General features: G+C 42.4%; 16 protein-coding genes. 8 read left to right on the top strand and 8 right to left on the bottom strand.

Going from position 1 to position 16,963, the window contains the following annotated elements; translation table 11 throughout:
• Window positions 1-14 precede the first annotated feature (14 nt).
• The 5 genes from N475_RS20315 to N475_RS20295 form a co-directional block, all read right to left on the bottom strand.
• On the bottom strand, window positions 15-1,940 hold the full coding sequence (locus N475_RS20315; protein ID WP_063356411.1) for a calcium-binding protein: 1,926 nt from the start codon (window positions 1,938-1,940) through the stop codon (window positions 15-17).
• Window positions 1,941-1,945: 5 nt separating this feature from the next.
• The gene (locus tag N475_RS20310) at window positions 1,946-2,452 is read right to left on the bottom strand and encodes an Lcl C-terminal domain-containing protein (RefSeq protein WP_063356412.1); all 507 of its coding nucleotides are present in this window, start codon (window positions 2,450-2,452) and stop codon (window positions 1,946-1,948) included.
• A 1-nt stretch (window position 2,453) separates the two neighbouring features.
• Entirely contained in the window at window positions 2,454-4,520 is a 2,067-nt protein-coding gene (locus N475_RS20305) for an Lcl C-terminal domain-containing protein (RefSeq protein ID WP_162269618.1), read from the bottom strand.
• An 81-nt stretch (window positions 4,521-4,601) separates the two neighbouring features.
• Entirely contained in the window at window positions 4,602-6,311 is a 1,710-nt protein-coding gene (locus tag N475_RS20300) for a hypothetical protein (RefSeq protein ID WP_063365854.1), read from the bottom strand.
• A gap of 52 nt (window positions 6,312-6,363) precedes the next feature.
• Window positions 6,364-7,008, bottom strand: coding sequence for a hypothetical protein (locus N475_RS20295; protein ID WP_063356415.1), 645 nt, complete (start codon window positions 7,006-7,008; stop codon window positions 6,364-6,366).
• Between the two features lie 284 nt (window positions 7,009-7,292).
• Between N475_RS20295 and N475_RS20290 the strand changes: the two genes are divergently transcribed.
• A complete protein-coding gene (locus tag N475_RS20290; RefSeq protein WP_063356416.1) occupies window positions 7,293-7,901 on the top strand; it encodes a PKD domain-containing protein in 609 nt (202 codons plus the stop codon).
• Window positions 7,902-7,953: 52 nt separating this feature from the next.
• Here N475_RS20290 and yfbV read toward each other — a convergent pair whose 3' ends face one another.
• The gene (gene yfbV, locus N475_RS20285; RefSeq protein WP_063356417.1) at window positions 7,954-8,400 is read right to left on the bottom strand and encodes a terminus macrodomain insulation protein YfbV; all 447 of its coding nucleotides are present in this window, start codon (window positions 8,398-8,400) and stop codon (window positions 7,954-7,956) included.
• Between the two features lie 152 nt (window positions 8,401-8,552).
• Here yfbV and N475_RS20280 point away from each other — a divergent pair, with 152 nt between their 5' ends.
• The 7 genes from N475_RS20280 (at window position 8,553) to N475_RS20250 (ending at window position 15,078) form a co-directional block, all read left to right on the top strand.
• Complete coding sequence (locus tag N475_RS20280; RefSeq protein ID WP_063356418.1) at window positions 8,553-9,752, top strand: acetate kinase; 1,200 nt, start codon at window positions 8,553-8,555, stop codon at window positions 9,750-9,752.
• A 2-nt stretch (window positions 9,753-9,754) separates the two neighbouring features.
• Entirely contained in the window at window positions 9,755-11,899 is a 2,145-nt protein-coding gene (pta, locus tag N475_RS20275) for a phosphate acetyltransferase (protein ID WP_063356419.1), read from the top strand.
• Between the two features lie 114 nt (window positions 11,900-12,013).
• On the top strand, window positions 12,014-12,394 hold the full coding sequence (locus N475_RS20270) for an ACT domain-containing protein (protein ID WP_063356420.1): 381 nt from the start codon (window positions 12,014-12,016) through the stop codon (window positions 12,392-12,394).
• Window positions 12,394-12,900, top strand: coding sequence for a PTS glucose transporter subunit IIA (locus tag N475_RS20265; protein WP_063356421.1), 507 nt, complete (start codon window positions 12,394-12,396; stop codon window positions 12,898-12,900). Before N475_RS20270 ends, N475_RS20265 begins: the two co-directional genes overlap by 1 nt.
• The gene (locus tag N475_RS20260; protein WP_063365853.1) at window positions 12,897-13,244 is read left to right on the top strand and encodes an ArsC family reductase; all 348 of its coding nucleotides are present in this window, start codon (window positions 12,897-12,899) and stop codon (window positions 13,242-13,244) included. The genes N475_RS20265 and N475_RS20260 overlap by 4 nt, the downstream gene beginning before the upstream one ends.
• A complete protein-coding gene (gene dapE / locus N475_RS20255; protein ID WP_193343320.1) occupies window positions 13,241-14,392 on the top strand; it encodes a succinyl-diaminopimelate desuccinylase in 1,152 nt (383 codons plus the stop codon). The genes N475_RS20260 and dapE overlap by 4 nt, the downstream gene beginning before the upstream one ends.
• Window positions 14,392-15,078, top strand: coding sequence for a M15 family metallopeptidase (locus N475_RS20250; RefSeq protein WP_063365852.1), 687 nt, complete (start codon window positions 14,392-14,394; stop codon window positions 15,076-15,078). Before dapE ends, N475_RS20250 begins: the two co-directional genes overlap by 1 nt.
• A 40-nt stretch (window positions 15,079-15,118) precedes the next feature.
• On the opposite strand, the gene N475_RS20245 is transcribed toward N475_RS20250, so the two are convergent.
• Window positions 15,119-16,333: a pyridoxal phosphate-dependent aminotransferase gene (locus N475_RS20245; protein ID WP_063356424.1), complete on the bottom strand. Its 1,215-nt coding sequence runs from the start codon at window positions 16,331-16,333 to the stop codon at window positions 15,119-15,121.
• 184 nt (window positions 16,334-16,517) lie between these two features.
• Window positions 16,518-16,862, bottom strand: coding sequence for an Hpt domain-containing protein (locus tag N475_RS20240; RefSeq protein WP_063356425.1), 345 nt, complete (start codon window positions 16,860-16,862; stop codon window positions 16,518-16,520).
• Window positions 16,863-16,963 lie beyond the last annotated feature (101 nt).

Raw genomic sequence — 16,963 nt, 5'->3', positions numbered from 1 at the left:
CCTTGTAGCATATTTTAAAGCGGTTGTTCTGATATAACCGTGAGTTGTTTTGTTGTTAAGTTCAGTAAGAACTGGGCAAAATATCCCTGCCTAATTCGCTCATATAAAATAAATTCGACATTTTTTAAATGGTAAGTAGCGTTGCTCGTTGTCAATGTGACACCGTTGTCAAAAGTAGCCCCATAACGAACTTGGAAAGTATCACCTGAACGGTCGTCCGCTATGACACCAGCAACAAATCGATCGATTCCCTGAGCAAGATCTACATTTATTGTGCTCCCAGGAGTAACATATTGAATTTCTAAGACGTTAGGCTTTGAATTTCCGAGTATTGATTGCACATTTTTAAGCTCTGAAATACGCATTAACGTAGAAGCGTCACTTTCAAAGTGAACTACATCATTGCCTGAGCCACCATCAATCAATCCAACAGGCAGCTTAAGTTTGAACGTGTCATTCCCATTCCCCCCGTAATACTCTCCAGTGCTTGAATGAGCGATCAAAGTATCATCGCCCTCTTCACCAAAGAGTTTGTCTTGCCCTTCTGTACTCTTGAGCGTATCGTTCCCTTCTCCCCCCATTAGGGTCTCGTCTCCATGAGAGTCGAAAAGGAAATCATCCCCTTTTCTTCCTTCGATACGAGAGATGCCAAAAGCGGGAATAAGTTGATTATTTTGATCGTTGCCAGCTAAAACTTCTACGCCTTCAACTTGCGTAGTTAACGCGATAAGGTCTTGCCCGCCACTTACTTGAATAGTGTCTGTACCCGGCCCGCCGTATATTTGATGACGATTGAATCCGGCATCATCCAAAAGAAATAGGTCATCGCCATATCTACCATCCATCAAATCAATACCTGAAGAATTGTAAAAAGTGTCGTTGCCCCAATCTCCATCGAGTAAATCATCACCATTTTGACCATACAAGTGGTCATCCCCATCACCACCGGAGATCACATCATTGCCATCACCACCATACAACTTGTCATTGCCAAAATTACCGTATACATAATCAACGCCACTGCCGCCATCTAGTGAGTCATTACCATCATCACCAAAGAGGTGATCATCATTGGCTCCACCGTATAAATAATCTGCGCCATCCCCACCTTCAAGCGTGTCATTTCCTGACTCACCAAATAGATGGTCAGCGCCATCATCGCCAAATAGTTCATCGTTATGATTACCGCCATGAAGGGTATCCGTGCCATCTCCCCCCCATAGCTTGTCGTTTCCATCACTCCCGAGCAACTCGTCATTACCAGCGCCACCGTAGATGAGGTCCGCGCCTATGCCACCATCCAAATAATCATTACCCAAATAGGCCGGACTTTCATCTCCTCTCAAGATGTCGTCACCACTTTCACCAAAGAGTGAATCGTCTCCATCGCCCCCTTTTAGCTCATCGTTTCCAGAGCCTCCTTTGAGAGTGTCGATGCCTTCACCACCTGAAAGTAAATCCTTTCCTTGCCCACCAAAAAGTTGATCATTTGCGCTGTCTCCATACAGCTTGTCATCACCTTCTTCGCCATGAACAAGATCGTCCCCTTGACCACCGCGCATATTATCGTTGTCTTGACCGCCATAAAGTGTGTCTGCACCGCTTTCGCCAACCATGGTATCTTCACCACTGCCGCCTATAAGCTCGTCATCTCCTTCACCTGCGATTAATATGTCGTTTCCTTGACCACCATCTAGTTTATCGTTGCCAGCATAACCAATGATTTCATCAATACCATTGGTGCCCACAAGTACATCATCACCTTCTGTACCCTCAATGATCCCTTGAACTGTTATCGCACTGACATAATTGTTAACCAGTCGAACTTCACGGGTATAAACATATGGCGTTTGATTAATCTCAAACGGCAGTTGCTCTAGGCTTCTTGGTAAACCCGGATCCATTGCCACTGTGGCGAGTGTTAGCATAACTAAAGACATAATGACTACTCCACAGTTTGGTTAATATCACGAACCAATAACACCGCAGGGCCAGTACGGCTGAGTCCCCAAGGTGTTATTTGAGTGCTGACTGTACTTAGCACCAACAGACCAGCCGAATTACCATTTGATGCGGTGGTCGAGGTCCACACATAATTGAGTCGTTCAGGAACTTGCATGACCAGCTTGGCATTTTCCGCTTCACATTCGTGAGCAAATAAGCTGACTAACTCTTTAATATTGGGTAATCGCCAATTGCTGTGCCCTTCAAGGGTTGCACTTGTCGCAATTTCTAAAGCTTGCTTTGCGGTTGCAGAAAACGAGCTTTGATTGTCAGTGAGACATGCTTTTGTTGCTGGGTCTATTACGCAGTCCATCCACATCAACCGATGCTTGTTGTCGAGTAATATATGATTGGCTTCTTTATCAAATCGAATCGGTGATTCCGCATTGCAGCTGGCAAAAACTTGACCACTTGCTAGTACACCTAAAACAAAAATCAACTTATCCATGTTATTGCTCCGCTACCAGTAAAAATTGAGCGCTGTCTTCTACGCTTTTCCATGTGCCATTGAGCTCTTCGCCGTATAAAAGAAAAACATAGTTTTTCTGTTCGTTGACTTTCGAGGTTCTTAAGTTCAATAGACCCTGTACGCTTGCTAGCTCATTGTTACTTAACCAGGCTAGAGTCGAGTTTTGTTGGTTAATACTCAAAATAGATAATGTTTGATTAATACTTGGTATCTTCCAATCTTGTTTGCCGCAAAGGCTACGTGCGTTCAAATCTCGGATAATGGCATTGACTGAGCATTTCGACCCCGTGCACAGGCTGTCTTCTAGCGGCAGTTGTTGCTCCAGCGGATATGAATCTGAAGATTTTAAAAGCCATGTGAGGCCAGAGACATTATCTTTTAGGCACTGCGCTCCTGCAGCAAAGTTCTCGACAATTTGGCCTTGTTCATCCAAAAACATGAAATCGAAACCATCAGGACCACTTCCCAGTTTAATGAGATTTGACTCTGAATCTCTGCCATGTTGTGCATCAAGCCCCTGCAATACGGTAGTGGAAGAGGCGCCATACCACTTGTCAGCTTCATCAATTAACCTTCTATCACCAGTGTCATTGAGGACAGTTACAGGGAATGTATTCACTTTCGTATCGTTAGTAACTTTTACACCATTCCCTAAATCAACCTCCAGTTCAAACCGATATTCTTGAGGAAGCCCATTAGCCATAAAGCTGGGTGTAAACGTTGTAATATCATCTAAATTTGCGTTGCTACCAAAAGTCTGGCGCCACGTTACATTTTGAATGAAAGACGCAGGTACATTTATATTCGCTATCAATGGTACTTTGCTATTGGTATAGCGCTTAGAGGCGTGCTCAAATGCAATCACTGGCAGCTTTTTGATATTGATATCTATTACTTGGTGGTTTGTATTTCCGTGTATATCTGACGCCGACAATTTTAGGCTCGCAATATCATTTGTATCCGCGCTTGCAGTTACTTCATACTCCCCGGCCGCAATTTGCTGAACTTGTATGAGTGCTGGAGTTAAATTATCTAAGCTATAGTCATATACTTCTTGCTCTGGCTCTGACACATTGACCGTCAACTTGGTCTTTTCTGTATTCCACAGCGCAGCGCTTACTAGCTGATGTGACAGTTGTGGTGCTAGGTTAGGATTTATTGTTATATCGAACTCTTTTTCTAATACTGCTTGTTGTTCATTAGTTGTGATTTCAACTCTTAGCGCTAACGTTGCTTTAGAAGCGACGTCTAGGTTTTGTGCCAACAACGCCACATTACTTGTAGCTTCATTGAATAAAGTAATCGAACTAGCTAATGGTGGCGTTACGACTCGCCAAGCATAGTCAACCTGAGCACCCGCTGGCAGATTGTTCACTGTCGCTTTGACGCCACCGTTTATTAGCGCAGTATAACGCGCGTCAAATTCTAAAGATAATTCTGGCTGTGGAACCGCTGTTCCGATGGTGACACTTTTAGTTTGAATGTATTGCCACCCGTTTTGCACATAGACAGCGTTAACAGTTAACGCATCAGATCCTGAATAACGCTTGTTTACCTTCAAGGTTACTGAATCACCATTTGGTGTCACTTTCAAGCCTCTGTCATTGCCAAACTCATCCGCAATAACCCAATCTATACGCGTACCCGCAGGCAACCCCATCAAGGTATAATCTGCCGACTGGCCCTTACTTAATTTTTCTGGCCCTTGTATCGAAACGTCTACTGGCTGAGGCTTATTCTGCTTGATCTCTAATTCTAAATCAGCAATATCGTAGTTCCATCCGTCGATACCATAAGCACGTATAAAAATATACGAATCTGTACTCGTAGGGCTTAAAGCTAGTTGTAACGTTTGTTGCTTATCCCCTGTCGTATATATTTCGCCGTTAAAAAACGACTGCTGCCATTCAATCTGCTGGTATTTTTCACTGTCAACCACGTTAAACATAACTGCTTCACCAGGCTGGATATATTTAGGCCCATGGACTTCTAATGCTTCTACTTCAAAACCCAACGCAAGCACAAGCGGAAGCCATAAATGCTTCATACACATAGAACTTTCCTTATTAAAACCTGAAATATAAGTAGAAGCTGCGGTAGCAGCTTCTACTATTTTGGTGGGACTGACTTAGTTAGCCTTGAAAGTTAGATACTTATCTTTCGGGATATAAGTTATTTCATTAGAGCGCTCAGTGTAGAAGCGGCTCTTATCGCTATAGAATCTGCTGTAGTTACGACGGTTGTCTAAAGTACCGACTACCCAACCAATCGCACAACCCCAAGGACCGAAACTACAACCAACTTGTTTAGCAGCATCAGACCAGGCTTGGTGCTCAGCATCATTTAAAGGTGCAGCAGTGATACGTGGATAAACACTGTCCATAACTCCAAATGCAATTCTACGCATGATTGCTTCTTTAACAGTCGCTTTCATGTCCTCATCCCAGTATTGGCTGAAAGGAGGGTTAATGAAGTTAACTTCGAAGTCTTGCGTATTCTTAGTCCACTCATGGAAGCTGCTCTTACGCTTTTTCCAGAATAGGAAACCACTTGACTTGTTAGAAGTCATACGGCTGATGATACTATGCGCTTTGTACTTAGCTTCATAGCCAAACGGCACTTCGATCAACCACTGAAGACGCAGTGAAGGCTGAATATATGTATCCATTTTAGCAGCAAGTTCACTTTCAGTTACGCCATCATTTTTAAGCTTACAAGCACCGTGAAGGTTTGTTGCAATACTCGCACTTGAAGAGCCGAAACTACCGTATACCAGTGCATCTACATCGTTTGGATTAATGTTGTTCATGTACGCGCCTTCTTCGGTAGATTTCTCTTCACCGTTGAAGTTTTCGTACAAGTTATCAAACCCTTTTGGCTTATAGCTGATAATTTGCTTAGGAAGTGTCACGCTGTGCACTGGAGTGATGTTATTCAGAGCAGAGTCACCTGTTCCTGCATATGTTGGGCTCATGTTAAGAACAAATTCTGCAGCAACCAGTGGCATTGGTCTCCACGAAGTAAGCTGTGGAATATTGGTATTCAAACGACGAATGCTTTCAACGTGCGCATCGTAATCAAGTTGATAGATGATTTTTGTATTAGCACCATACATTGTCGCTAATTCGATGTAGTTTTCTTTAGCGCGTTGCTCAATGTTATCTGCATATGTTTCATAGCGCATTACACGGTCATCGATCTCAAGGATCTGGTCTTCAAGGCCTTCAATTTCAGCCGTTAAACGATCAATCTGATACAATGCAATATTGTTTGTAGAGCGGTAATCGTCATAAATGCGCTTCGCTTCATAATATGCATCTTCAGTAGCGTAACGTGCTTCAAGACACTCTTGAGACGTCATAACACCACTTCTTAAACAACCGCTGTAAGCACTAAAACGGTTTGTATATTCAAGTAAAGCCATTTCGTATGACTGCTTTAATACACCGTATTGCCAGTAATCAATCTGACCTTTTAATGCTGTAAGCTCAACGTTTGATTCAATCTTTGCATCAACTAGAGGCTCACCATCTAGCTGAAGTTGAAATGCTTTATCACGCCAAACTTTTGAACGAGTTTGTGAAGAGTCAAACTCTGATTTAGCGTAATCAAGGTTACTACAAAACGAAATACCCTGTGTTTCCACATATCCGCCGAGAGATGCCGTCCCCAAATCAGGTGGAGCAACATAAGCCGTTTTACAATTTTGGCTAAACATTACATCTGCACCACCTGTATTCACTGTGCTACCAAACGAGCAATCTTCACGAAGGCTAGGTAGCGCCATTGAAGTTGCAGGAATTGATAGAACTGCCAGTGCTAAAATAGATTTTTTCACTGTTTTCATCCTTATATTAGTATTAAGCGAGTCCTTGGACCCATGTAGTGATTTACTGAACTTCTTGTTCATTTTTTACTGCATTTGTCATTGCATCGATTTCTCGTTGCCATTCCTTCCTTGATTCTCTTCTCTTTTCCAATGCTTCAGCGACGGTACTGCGAACATAGTTTAAGTCTTCTTCGTAGGCGTTTTCGCCATACTTTTCATCAAACTCGGCCTCAATCCTTTCGAGATCTAGTTCACCAATACGCTTAATTACTTTGTTAAGGTGGGTATAAGTACGCTTGAGAGAGGCAATATCTTTTTCACTCAAGTTACTTTGGTTAATCATTTCAACTGCTTGGGTTGCTTCGAGTTGCTCTCGAATAAAGTCATACTCTCTTTCCAACTCTCTTAAATCGTGTAGGTCCTCCAATGGACGAAGTGGGAAGTCAAAAACAGAAGCTTCACTGTGCGAAGATGTCAAATTTGAACTTTCAGCCAAGTCTGTTTGTACCGACAACACCGGCATTTCAGACTTACCTTTCATTTCAATATTTGCATTTGAAGGTTGTGATGAAGGCTTATTATCTAGCTTAGAAATCTCATTTTTTGATTTGTTATCACTAGCCAAATAATAATTTTCATAGCCAATCCATGCTGTAATTACAGACGATACTACTACAACAGATACCACATATGATTTAACTTTCACTGCTCACTCCTTGAATCTTCCTGGACATCATTTATGAGAATTAGAAATTTAATATGTTATTTTTTGAGTAAATTGCCTAACAAATTATAAACATTAGTTCGGATATGAAATCAACCTTTTTATCCACTTTTTTTCACTTTTGATTTACACAATTAAAATAATATAAACTTAACTTTTGTTTCCCAGAAGTGAAACGGCACTGTAAAGATTGTGTGTAAAAGTTGTCGACTAGCGCACCCATTACGGATAATATGCAACTCGAAGAAGGAATTAAGGACTAAAAAATGATTCTAAAATGGAACTTTTGTACAAAAGTGATTTTACTGAGCACGCTAACGTTAGCAGCTAACGTTCATGCTCAGCAGTTGACCTACCAATGGGAATTTGGTGATGGTAATGTCAGTACAGAAGAAAACCCAAATCATGAGTACACCACTCCAAATTTTTACACTGTGACTCTTAAAGCCTTTGCAAATCAAGACTTAAGCTACAGTAAGCAATACGAAGTTGATGCGGTGACCCCCGCGATTAAATCACTTACATTGAACTTACCTGACCGAGTAGAACAGGGAAAAAACGCCTTAATATCGGTTAATTTAGAATCTGATTATGACCTAAATTTGAGCTACAAATGGAAAATGCCTAATGGTGAAGTCATTTCTGGTAAAAGCTCTGACGTTATATTTCAAAATAGTGGTCAAAACCGAGTTGAACTTAGTGCCTACTTTAATGAACGCCTGGTATCTGAACAAACTATCAATATCAACGTGTTAGCCAAAGAAGAACCCACGTCTCCACCCTCTCAGGGAGAAAGTGACTCCGGCGGTGGTTCGATGTTTTGGTTACCTATATGGATGTTAATGCTCGTTAAACTAAGACGCAAAAGACATTGAGCTAAGTCACTAAGCGCGTCTGTAATTATTTGACGCGCCTTTATTTTGCATCTCAAAGATTTTCTTTGGTGAACGCTTTGTCCATTTTTTCAAACATATCTGTTAATAGCTTTGCAAGTTCCCTATATGTGGGCTTTCTTGTACAGATTGACCCTTCATAACCTTGAGCAACCATTTTCTGATATAGATCACGATACCAGCTCGAGAGCGCCGGGTTTAAAGATGTGTCACATCGCTTGCCTAACCAAAGTAACCCCTGCACTGGTAAAGTAAGAAAAAACAACGCGATCGCGATTGATTGAGGTAGGTAGTCCATTCCTAGCTGACTGGTTTGAAAAAAAACAGTGAACAATGCGAGAATAGGCATTGTCTGGAGTGCCAGTTCCGTGGCCTTAATTACTCGAAATTCCGGAAATAACGGCGCTAATTCTTTGCGCATTGGCCACTCTTTGGCGTATTGACGACCCAGTTGCACTTGTGAAATAAGACTTTTCTGCATCATAACTCCTAGGTGCTAACTATTATCTAAAAAATGAGGTAAAATTGAAGTCATACATGTCAATTATACCTTAGTATTAAGCATAATGCCGATTGAACTTCTTCATTTAGCTTAATACGCAAATACTCTTATTGTCAAAACGGAAAGTCATTATGTCATCGTCGCATGTTTTGGTCCTCAATTGTGGCAGTTCTAGCCTCAAATTCGCAATCATTGACTCTAACTCTGCAATAGAGCACTTATCAGGGTTAGCTGAGCGCCTTGGTGAAGCCTCACCTCAAATTAAATATAAATTCAATGGTAAAAAGCACACTGTAGCTTTAGCCAATGGAGACGCTCATGAAGTCGCCATTAACCAATTGGTCGAGTTAGTAAAATCTCTAAAACTTGATCAACAATTGGTCGCTGTTGGACACCGTGTTGTTCACGGTGGAGAGCATTTTACCCATTCAGCACTCATAACAGACACTGTTTTGGAAGCGATTAAACAAACCGCAACATTGGCGCCCTTACATAATCCAGCCAACTTACTTGGCATAACAGCCGCAAGTGATGCTTTTTCAACACTACCTCAAGTAGCTGTTTTTGATACTGCTTTTCATCAAACTATGGAGCCACAAGCATTTTTATACGCGCTGCCGTATGAACTATACAAAAAACACAGTATCAGACGCTATGGGTTTCATGGTACCAGCCACTATTACGTATCGGCACAGGCAATCGATCTTTTAGGTTTAAAAGGCAAGCCCTCAAAAATAGTCACAGCCCACCTTGGAAATGGCTGTTCTATTTGTGCCGTTAAAGACGGTAAATCGGTTGATACCAGCATGGGACTTACGCCGCTTGAAGGCCTAGTAATGGGCACTCGCAGTGGTGATATTGATCCGGGTTTGTTTGCTTACTTGGTAAATCAACTTAACTATACGGCATCTCAAATCGATACCTTGTTAAATAAGGAAAGTGGTCTTTTAGGTATCAGCGAGCTATCTAACGATTGCCGTACAATAGAAGAAAGTGCTGCCGAAGGCCATACTCAAGCGCAACTCGCTCTCGATATTTTCTGTTTCAGACTGGCAAAGCAAATTGCGAGCTTCGCTGTACCTCTTGGTGGTATTGACGCGCTTGTATTTACTGGAGGTATTGGCGAAAATTCAGATGTCATTCGTGCAAAAGTTGTTAATCAACTGAGTTTCCTTGGATTTAAATTAAACAATGAAAGCAACCTAGCGGCAAGGTTTGGCAACGAAGGGGTGATAACTGATCAAGATTCAACTCCACTAGCATTGGTAGTTCCAACAAACGAAGAATTAGTCATCGCTCAAGATGCGGCAAAACTAGCCGAGGAGCTATAAATATGAGTCGTAGAATCATGCTTATCCCTATTTCTACTGGGGTTGGTTTAACGTCTGTCTCTGTTGGCTTAGTACGTGCGTTAGAACAAAAAGGCGTTAAGGTTAATTTCTTCAAACCAATCGCACAACCAAGAAACGCCGATATCGGCCCAGAGAAATCAACACTCATTATTAAGCAAGGCTCCTCTATCGCGCCACCAACTCCTTTTGAACTGCATTATGCAGAGCAAATGATCGGAGACGGAAAGGGTGATGATCTTTTGGAAGAAATCGTAGAGCGTTTTGAAAGTTCTGTAAATGACGATGAAGTCGCTATCATCGAAGGGATGGTGCCAACCAGAAAACAACCCTACGCAGGAAGAGTTAATAGGGAGATAGCACAAACACTCGGCGCTGATATCGTATTTGTCCTGACACCTGGCAATGACAGCAATGACCAGCTTGAAGACCGTTTAGAAATTGCCTCTGGAAATTACGGTGGCATTGATCATGGCCGCGTACTTGGTTGTATATTCAATAAAGTCAACGCACCGCTTGATGAGGATGGCCGAGCTCGCGCAGATTTAGTCGACCAACATGAGCCTGAGCAATTAGAAAACGAGATGAATCGTTTGGCCTCATTGCCTATTTTTAGAAAGCACCCATTTATGCTACTCGGTGCCATTCCATGGGATTTTGACCTCGTTGCCCCCCGTGTCAGAGACTTAAGCGAATATTTACAAGCTGAGGTTATAAATGAAGGTGATATGGCGCATCGACGCCTACGCCGCGTCACATTTTGTGCGCGCACAGTGTCAAACATATTAAACCACTTCACACCGGGCGCACTGCTCGTTACTCCGGGAGATAGGTCGGATATTTTAGTTGCAGCCTGCTTATCTGCGATGAATGGTACAAAACTTGGTGCTATTTTACTCACTGGCGGCTTTAAGCCAGAGCCCCGAATTATGGAGCTTTGTGAGCAAGCGATGAATACAGGGCTCCCAATCCTCGCCACAGAGGCCGATACGTGGAGAACATCGTTGTTGCTGCATAATTTCAATATGGAAGTACCCGCAGACGATGAACAACGCATAGATAAAGTCAAACAACACAATGCCGATCATATTGATCCTGATTGGTTAGACAGCTTATCTCAAGGTATTGCACGTACAAGAAAGCTATCTCCGCCCGCTTTTAGATACATGCTAACTGATTTGGCACGACGTGCCGATAAGACGATTGTTTTGCCTGAAGGCAATGAACCAAGAACAATCAAAGCTGCAGCGATTTGTGGTGAGCGAGGTATAGCAAAAACTGTATTGTTAGGTGAGCATGATGAAATTCAGCGTATTGCCGCTCAGCAAGGTGTTGTATTGAATGAAAATGTCACAATTTTAGATCCGAGCCAAGCCATTGAAAAATATATTGCGCCCATGGTGGAACTGAGGAAAAACAAAGGACTAACTGAAGTCGTTGCGGCTGAGCAACTTCAAGACAATGTAGTGCTTGGCACTATGATGCTTGCAGAGAGCGAAGTCGACGGCCTTGTATCGGGTGCAGTCAATACAACTGCAAACACTATTCGTCCACCTCTTCAGCTAATTAAAACTGCGCCGGACTCATCACTAGTCAGCTCTGTTTTCTTCATGCTGCTGCCTGATCAAGTACTCGTTTACGGTGATTGTGCTATTAATCCTGACCCTTCTGCGCAGCAGCTCGCCGACATCGCAATCCAATCTGCTGATTCTGCAGCCGCATTTGGCATCGAGCCAAAAGTCGCCATGATTAGTTATAGTACAGGTACGTCTGGACAAGGCGCTGACGTTGACAAGGTCAGAGAGGCAACTGCGCTTGCTCAGGCTAAACGTCCAGATTTAGATATTGATGGACCTTTACAATACGACGCAGCCATTATGGAAAATGTGGCGAGGAAAAAAGCACCAAACAGCAAAGTTGCTGGTAAAGCAACCGTATTTGTTTTCCCTGATTTAAATACGGGTAACACAACTTATAAAGCAGTCCAACGAAGTGCCGACCTTATCAGTATCGGCCCTATGCTCCAAGGTATGCGTAAACCGGTCAACGACTTGAGCCGCGGTGCTTTGGTAGATGACATTGTTTATACGATTGCCCTTACAGCTATCCAAGCTGCTCAGCGCCATTAAGGGCCAGTGATAACTTGCTGAAGAGAGAAGATTTATCTTCTCTCTTCACAAAAGGGTTTCTTTTCATCATGCTTGCCTATACTATGAATAAGTCGATGCTGTTAGAGCGCAAGTATGTCAAAACAAACGCTACAAATACTACAACAAGACTTTACTATCCATAGCCTAGATAGCGATGATGGTATTCCCGCAAGCGTTTTAAAGTCAGACATCTTTTTTATAGCCAAAACAGCTGAAGAGTTATCAATTGTGTGCCCTTCCCATGTTTCTGTTCAGAGCTTCGCTGCTGAGCCCTACTGGCGAGCAATAGAAATTATTGGACCACTTGGGTTCTCTTTAACTGGGATAATGTCAAACATTTCGGGAGTTTTAGCCTCTGCTAATGTATCGATATTTTCTATTTCCACATATGACACAGACTATATTTTAGTCAAAGAACAGCAATTGAATAATGCCATTCAAGCACTTAAAAAAGACGGTTACCTTTTCGTTTAATGATATTTTCTACCCCAATAAAATATGCACCTATCACGCAAATAGCGAACCCCTTGCTGCACATAGCCAGTCCGTTTTCAGGCAAAGTACTTCCACTACAAAATCATCCTATACAGCTTTTTGCCACTGGCGTTTTGGGAGTTGGAGTGTGTGTAAAAAGCAATCAAGCGCTGATGTTGGCACCATGTAAAGGCAAAGTCATTAAAACTACCCAACAAGGATGTGAGTTTGTTATTCGCGCTGAGTCAGGGTTACAACTTTTACTTCACTTACATATCCCTTCCGAATACAAAAAAATGGAAAAGTTGATACAACATAGTGTCGGAAAAAACACGGTGTCCGCTGGAGATGTTCTTTGCTATTTTGATGTGCCCCAAGAGCAGCCAATTCTGGGGTCAATGGTAATTCTCAATGCGGACAAATTAGGGCCATGTTATTATCCTCTCAATCAAGTCAATGCGGGCAAAGATCCGCTTATAACATTAGCAAGAGCATGTAAATTATGAGTATAGTTTTATACGGTATCCCAAACTGTGACACGATAAAAAAAGCAAAAAAGTTTCTAGAGCAAAACGAGATTGAATTTACATTCCATGATTACCGTAAAGATGGATTAACTGCTGAGCTGTTAGACACTTTCGTAACCCAGCTTGGTTGGGAGACGGTTTTAAACAAACGAGGCACCACCTATCGCGCATTAAGCGATGAACAAAAACAAAACCTCAATGAAGAATCTGCCAAGCAATATATGTTAGAGTCTCCTGCGATGATCAAGCGTCCAATATTAGATGTAAACTCTAGCTATCACATCGGATTCAAAGCAGATCAATATCAAGAGATATTTAAATGAGCGTATCAACACCTTTGAGTGATGTTGTTGAACTCGCATCAGCGCTCATACAGCGCCCTTCGGTAACGCCAGAAGATGCGGGGTGCCAGCAACTCATAAATAGCCGACTGGCACCACTTGGTTTCAATATTGAAGAGCATTTCTTCATTGATACGCTAAACACCTGGGCGAGAAAGGGCTCAGATGGGCCGCACTTTTGCTTTGCGGGTCATACTGATGTTGTGCCTGTTGGTAATGAAAAAGACTGGCGGCACCCTCCTTTTGCTGGGTTGATAGAGAACGGCGTTTTACACGGCCGTGGTGCAGCAGATATGAAAGGCTCACTCGCGGCTATGGTAGTGGCGACTGAGCGGTTCGTAAAAAAACACCCTGACCATAAAGGTTCAATCAGCTTTTTAATTACATCGGATGAAGAAGGTCCTTTTATCAATGGTACAACCAAGGTCGTTGACTTACTCGAAGCCAGAAATGAAAAAATCGATATGTGCCTCGTTGGTGAGCCCTCTTCTCGAGACACGCTAGGAGATGTTGTCAAAAATGGACGCAGAGGATCATTAACTGGGCATTTAACAGTTAAAGGCATACAAGGTCATGTGGCCTATCCTCACCTAGCAAAGAATCCAATTCATGAAGTTGCACCTGCACTTGCGGATCTGAGTTCAAAGGAGTGGGACAACGGGAATGCTTATTTTCCAGCAACAAGCTTTCAGGTTTCCAATATCCATGGCGGTACAGGTGTTGGCAATGTGATTCCAGGAACTGTAGATGTACAATTTAACTTCAGATTCAGCACAGAGTCGACCGTCGAAGGGTTGCAGCAAGGCGTTTGTGATATTCTAGACGCGTATAATTTAGACTATGAAATTAACTGGACAGTAAATGGTTTGCCATTTTTAACTGAGCCAGGCGACCTGCTAAATGTTACGCTTGAGTCTATTAAAGAAATCACCGGGGTTGCCTCCACACCAGAGACATCAGGAGGCACATCAGATGGGCGCTTTATCGCTCAAACAGGGTGTAAAGTCATAGAGCTGGGCCCATTAAATAAAACTATCCATCAAGTGGATGAGCAAGTTTGTGCAAAGTCACTCGACGATTTGGCTCTTATTTATGAGCTTATTCTGGAAAAACTTTTGGCAAATAAATAATGACCGAAATTCAGCTTCAAGCACTTGGGCTTTCAAATTCTCACTTGGTCGCCTACCATGGCAGCCAAGTTCATGCAGGTATTCTGACAGAACTCAAAAGCCTGAATATGGCAGCAAAGTCTGCTGGATTTGAATTTACAATTGCATCTGCCCACCGTGATTTTCATCGCCAAAAAGCGATCTGGAATGCAAAATACAGTGGACAACGGCCAATTTTGAATAGCCACAATCAAGCTGTGGACATTACGCAACTCTCAAGTGAAGAAATAGTTGAGTCTATAATGTTGTTTTCTGCTCTGCCAGGCGCGAGTAGACACCACTTTGGTACCGACTTAGATATCTATGCAAAAAACTGTCTAGCAAGCGGAGCTTCGTTGCAGCTAGAACCATGGGAATATCAAGCTGGCGGGCCTTTTTATGAGTTTTCGTGTTGGCTTGAAGATAATTTGGCTCGGTACGGGTTCTACAAACCCTATGATCAATTTAGAGGAGGCGTAGCTATCGAGCCGTGGCACATTAGCCATGTTGAATTTGCAAATAACATGTCCAGAAATCTCGATATTGCGGTAATTGCTGATGTAATCTCAAAATATGATGTCTTGGGTAAAGACACCATCATCGGCAACCTTAATGAGCTTTATCAACGGTTTGTTATTAACGTCGCATCGACCAATCTACCAAAGTAAAACCAAACGCCCCACTTCTGTGGGGCATTTTTCACGTCATCTATTGTCGATAGTTATCAAAGAATCGTTTCATGGATTGTAATGCTGGTTCGAGATCATCTTTGTGAGGCAAAAACACCAATCTAAAATGATCTGGTGATGGCCAATTAAATGCTCGACCGTGAACAAGAAGTATCTTCTCTTCTCGCAATAGGTCTAGCATCATTAGTTCGTCATTCTTTACATTAAAATGTTTGGTATCAACCTTAGCAAATGCATACAAGGCCCCTTTTGGTTTAACGCATGAGATCCCCTGGATATCATTTAATCCTTGCCACGCAATATTTCTCTGCTCATACAATCGCCCCCCAGGCAGCAATAAGTCGTCTATCGACTGTACACCTCCTAATGCTTGCTGAATTGCAAACTGAGCAGGCACATTTGCACACAAACGCATTGAGGCGAGCATGTTTAACCCTTCCATTAAATCACGCATTGCCGACACCCTGCCACTGGCGACCATCCATCCCATTCTAAGACCTGCGGCCCGATATGTTTTCGCCAGCCCGTTAAAGGTAATTATCGGCAAATCGTCACAAAGCGAACCAACTGAAAAATGTTCCGCATCATCAAATAGAATTTTCTCGTAAATTTCATCACTTAACACTAATAAATTGTGTTCTCTTGCAATATCAAGTAACCCTTCAAGAAGCTCTTTACTGTAAACCGAGCCTGTCGGGTTGTTTGGGTTTATCAGTACTAGCGCTTTAGTTTTACTGGTCACTTTTTCACGAATATCCGCCAAATCAGGAAACCAATCCGCGCATTCATCACACATATAGTGCACAGGAGAGCCACCCGCGAGTCTAACTGAAGCCGTCCACAGAGGATAATCTGGTGCCGGTATCAGCACTTCGTCACCGTCATTTAGCAACGCTTGAGTCACCATCTGAATCAGCTCACTCACGCCGTTGCCAATGAAAATATTATCGACACTCAAGTTAGGGAAGTCTTTTTGCTGATAGTATTGATAAACTGCGACTCTTGCTGAGTAAAGCCCTTTTGAATCACAATAGCCCTGCCCTTGACGAAGATTTCGAATGATATCTCGGTGCATATCTTCTGGCATATCAAAGCCAAATGCAGCTGGGTTACCTATATTCAGTTTAAGTACTTTGACACCCTCATCTTCCATTTTTTGTGCTTGGCTCAGCACAGGTCCTCGTATGTCGTAACAAACACCCGTTAACTTATTACTTTTATTTATTTTATTCATATTTCATCTCCCCACTCCTTGGCTAGCATACCCATTACACAGATAATTTTAAAGCGCCTATCTGAGCTAAATGTCTACAAATTAGATGATTTTTATGAAAGAGAGGACTTTGGCCATAGTCTTTCTAGACTCTGGCCTTTACAAGGTGAATAATTACAAGGTTTGGGAAGCAAATTTGAGAGGCTTACACGCTAGAAGTGAGCCACTGCTGTAGTTTTGCTTTGGAAGCAACTACTTGTTCAGTTAATTTATCAACCTGCGCTTTTGCCTTATCAACTTCGTTGGCGAGTAATGCCATTTCTATTTCTCTTGCAACGTCAGATAAGCTCATTGCGCCAAATTGTGCTGCATTTGACTTCAAGCTGTGCGCATTTCTCGTTGCAGCCTCTAAATCAGAGTCAATCGTCATTCTGACTTCACTTTCAAGTCGTTCAAACTCTGATAAGCAAAATTCCAAAGTATCAATAAACTGATCACCCAAAAGAGACTGCATGTTGTCCAAGCAGGTTTCGTCAATTATAGTGCTCATAAAAATCCTTTACAGTAGTAGACCCGTACACACCCTTTCATAACTATATGCTAGCTAAGAGTCGCTGCAAGGGCAAAGATAACCACAAAAATATGTTAATA

This window comes from Pseudoalteromonas luteoviolacea DSM 6061 (genome assembly GCF_001625655.1).
In the GTDB taxonomy this organism is placed as follows: Bacteria; Pseudomonadota; Gammaproteobacteria; order Enterobacterales; family Alteromonadaceae; genus Pseudoalteromonas; species Pseudoalteromonas luteoviolacea.
This window is presented reverse-complemented; position numbering and strand designations above follow the sequence as displayed.

Coding starts and splice junctions, on each gene's coding strand:
- N475_RS20315 (WP_063356411.1), bottom strand. CDS start 1,940: ATGTCTTTAGTTATGCTAACACTCGCCACAGTGGCAATGGATCCGGGT.
- N475_RS20310 (WP_063356412.1), bottom strand. CDS start 2,452: ATGGATAAGTTGATTTTTGTTTTAGGTGTACTAGCAAGTGGTCAAGTT.
- N475_RS20305 (WP_162269618.1), bottom strand. CDS start 4,520: ATGAAGCATTTATGGCTTCCGCTTGTGCTTGCGTTGGGTTTTGAAGTA.
- N475_RS20290 (WP_063356416.1), top strand. CDS start 7,293: ATGATTCTAAAATGGAACTTTTGTACAAAAGTGATTTTACTGAGCACG.
- yfbV (WP_063356417.1), bottom strand. CDS start 8,400: ATGCAGAAAAGTCTTATTTCACAAGTGCAACTGGGTCGTCAATACGCC.
- N475_RS20280 (WP_063356418.1), top strand. CDS start 8,553: ATGTCATCGTCGCATGTTTTGGTCCTCAATTGTGGCAGTTCTAGCCTC.
- pta (WP_063356419.1), top strand. CDS start 9,755: ATGAGTCGTAGAATCATGCTTATCCCTATTTCTACTGGGGTTGGTTTA.
- N475_RS20270 (WP_063356420.1), top strand. CDS start 12,014: ATGTCAAAACAAACGCTACAAATACTACAACAAGACTTTACTATCCAT.
- N475_RS20265 (WP_063356421.1), top strand. CDS start 12,394: ATGATATTTTCTACCCCAATAAAATATGCACCTATCACGCAAATAGCG.
- N475_RS20260 (WP_063365853.1), top strand. CDS start 12,897: ATGAGTATAGTTTTATACGGTATCCCAAACTGTGACACGATAAAAAAA.
- dapE (WP_193343320.1), top strand. CDS start 13,241: ATGAGCGTATCAACACCTTTGAGTGATGTTGTTGAACTCGCATCAGCG.
- N475_RS20250 (WP_063365852.1), top strand. CDS start 14,392: ATGACCGAAATTCAGCTTCAAGCACTTGGGCTTTCAAATTCTCACTTG.
- N475_RS20245 (WP_063356424.1), bottom strand. CDS start 16,333: ATGAATAAAATAAATAAAAGTAATAAGTTAACGGGTGTTTGTTACGAC.
- N475_RS20240 (WP_063356425.1), bottom strand. CDS start 16,862: ATGAGCACTATAATTGACGAAACCTGCTTGGACAACATGCAGTCTCTT.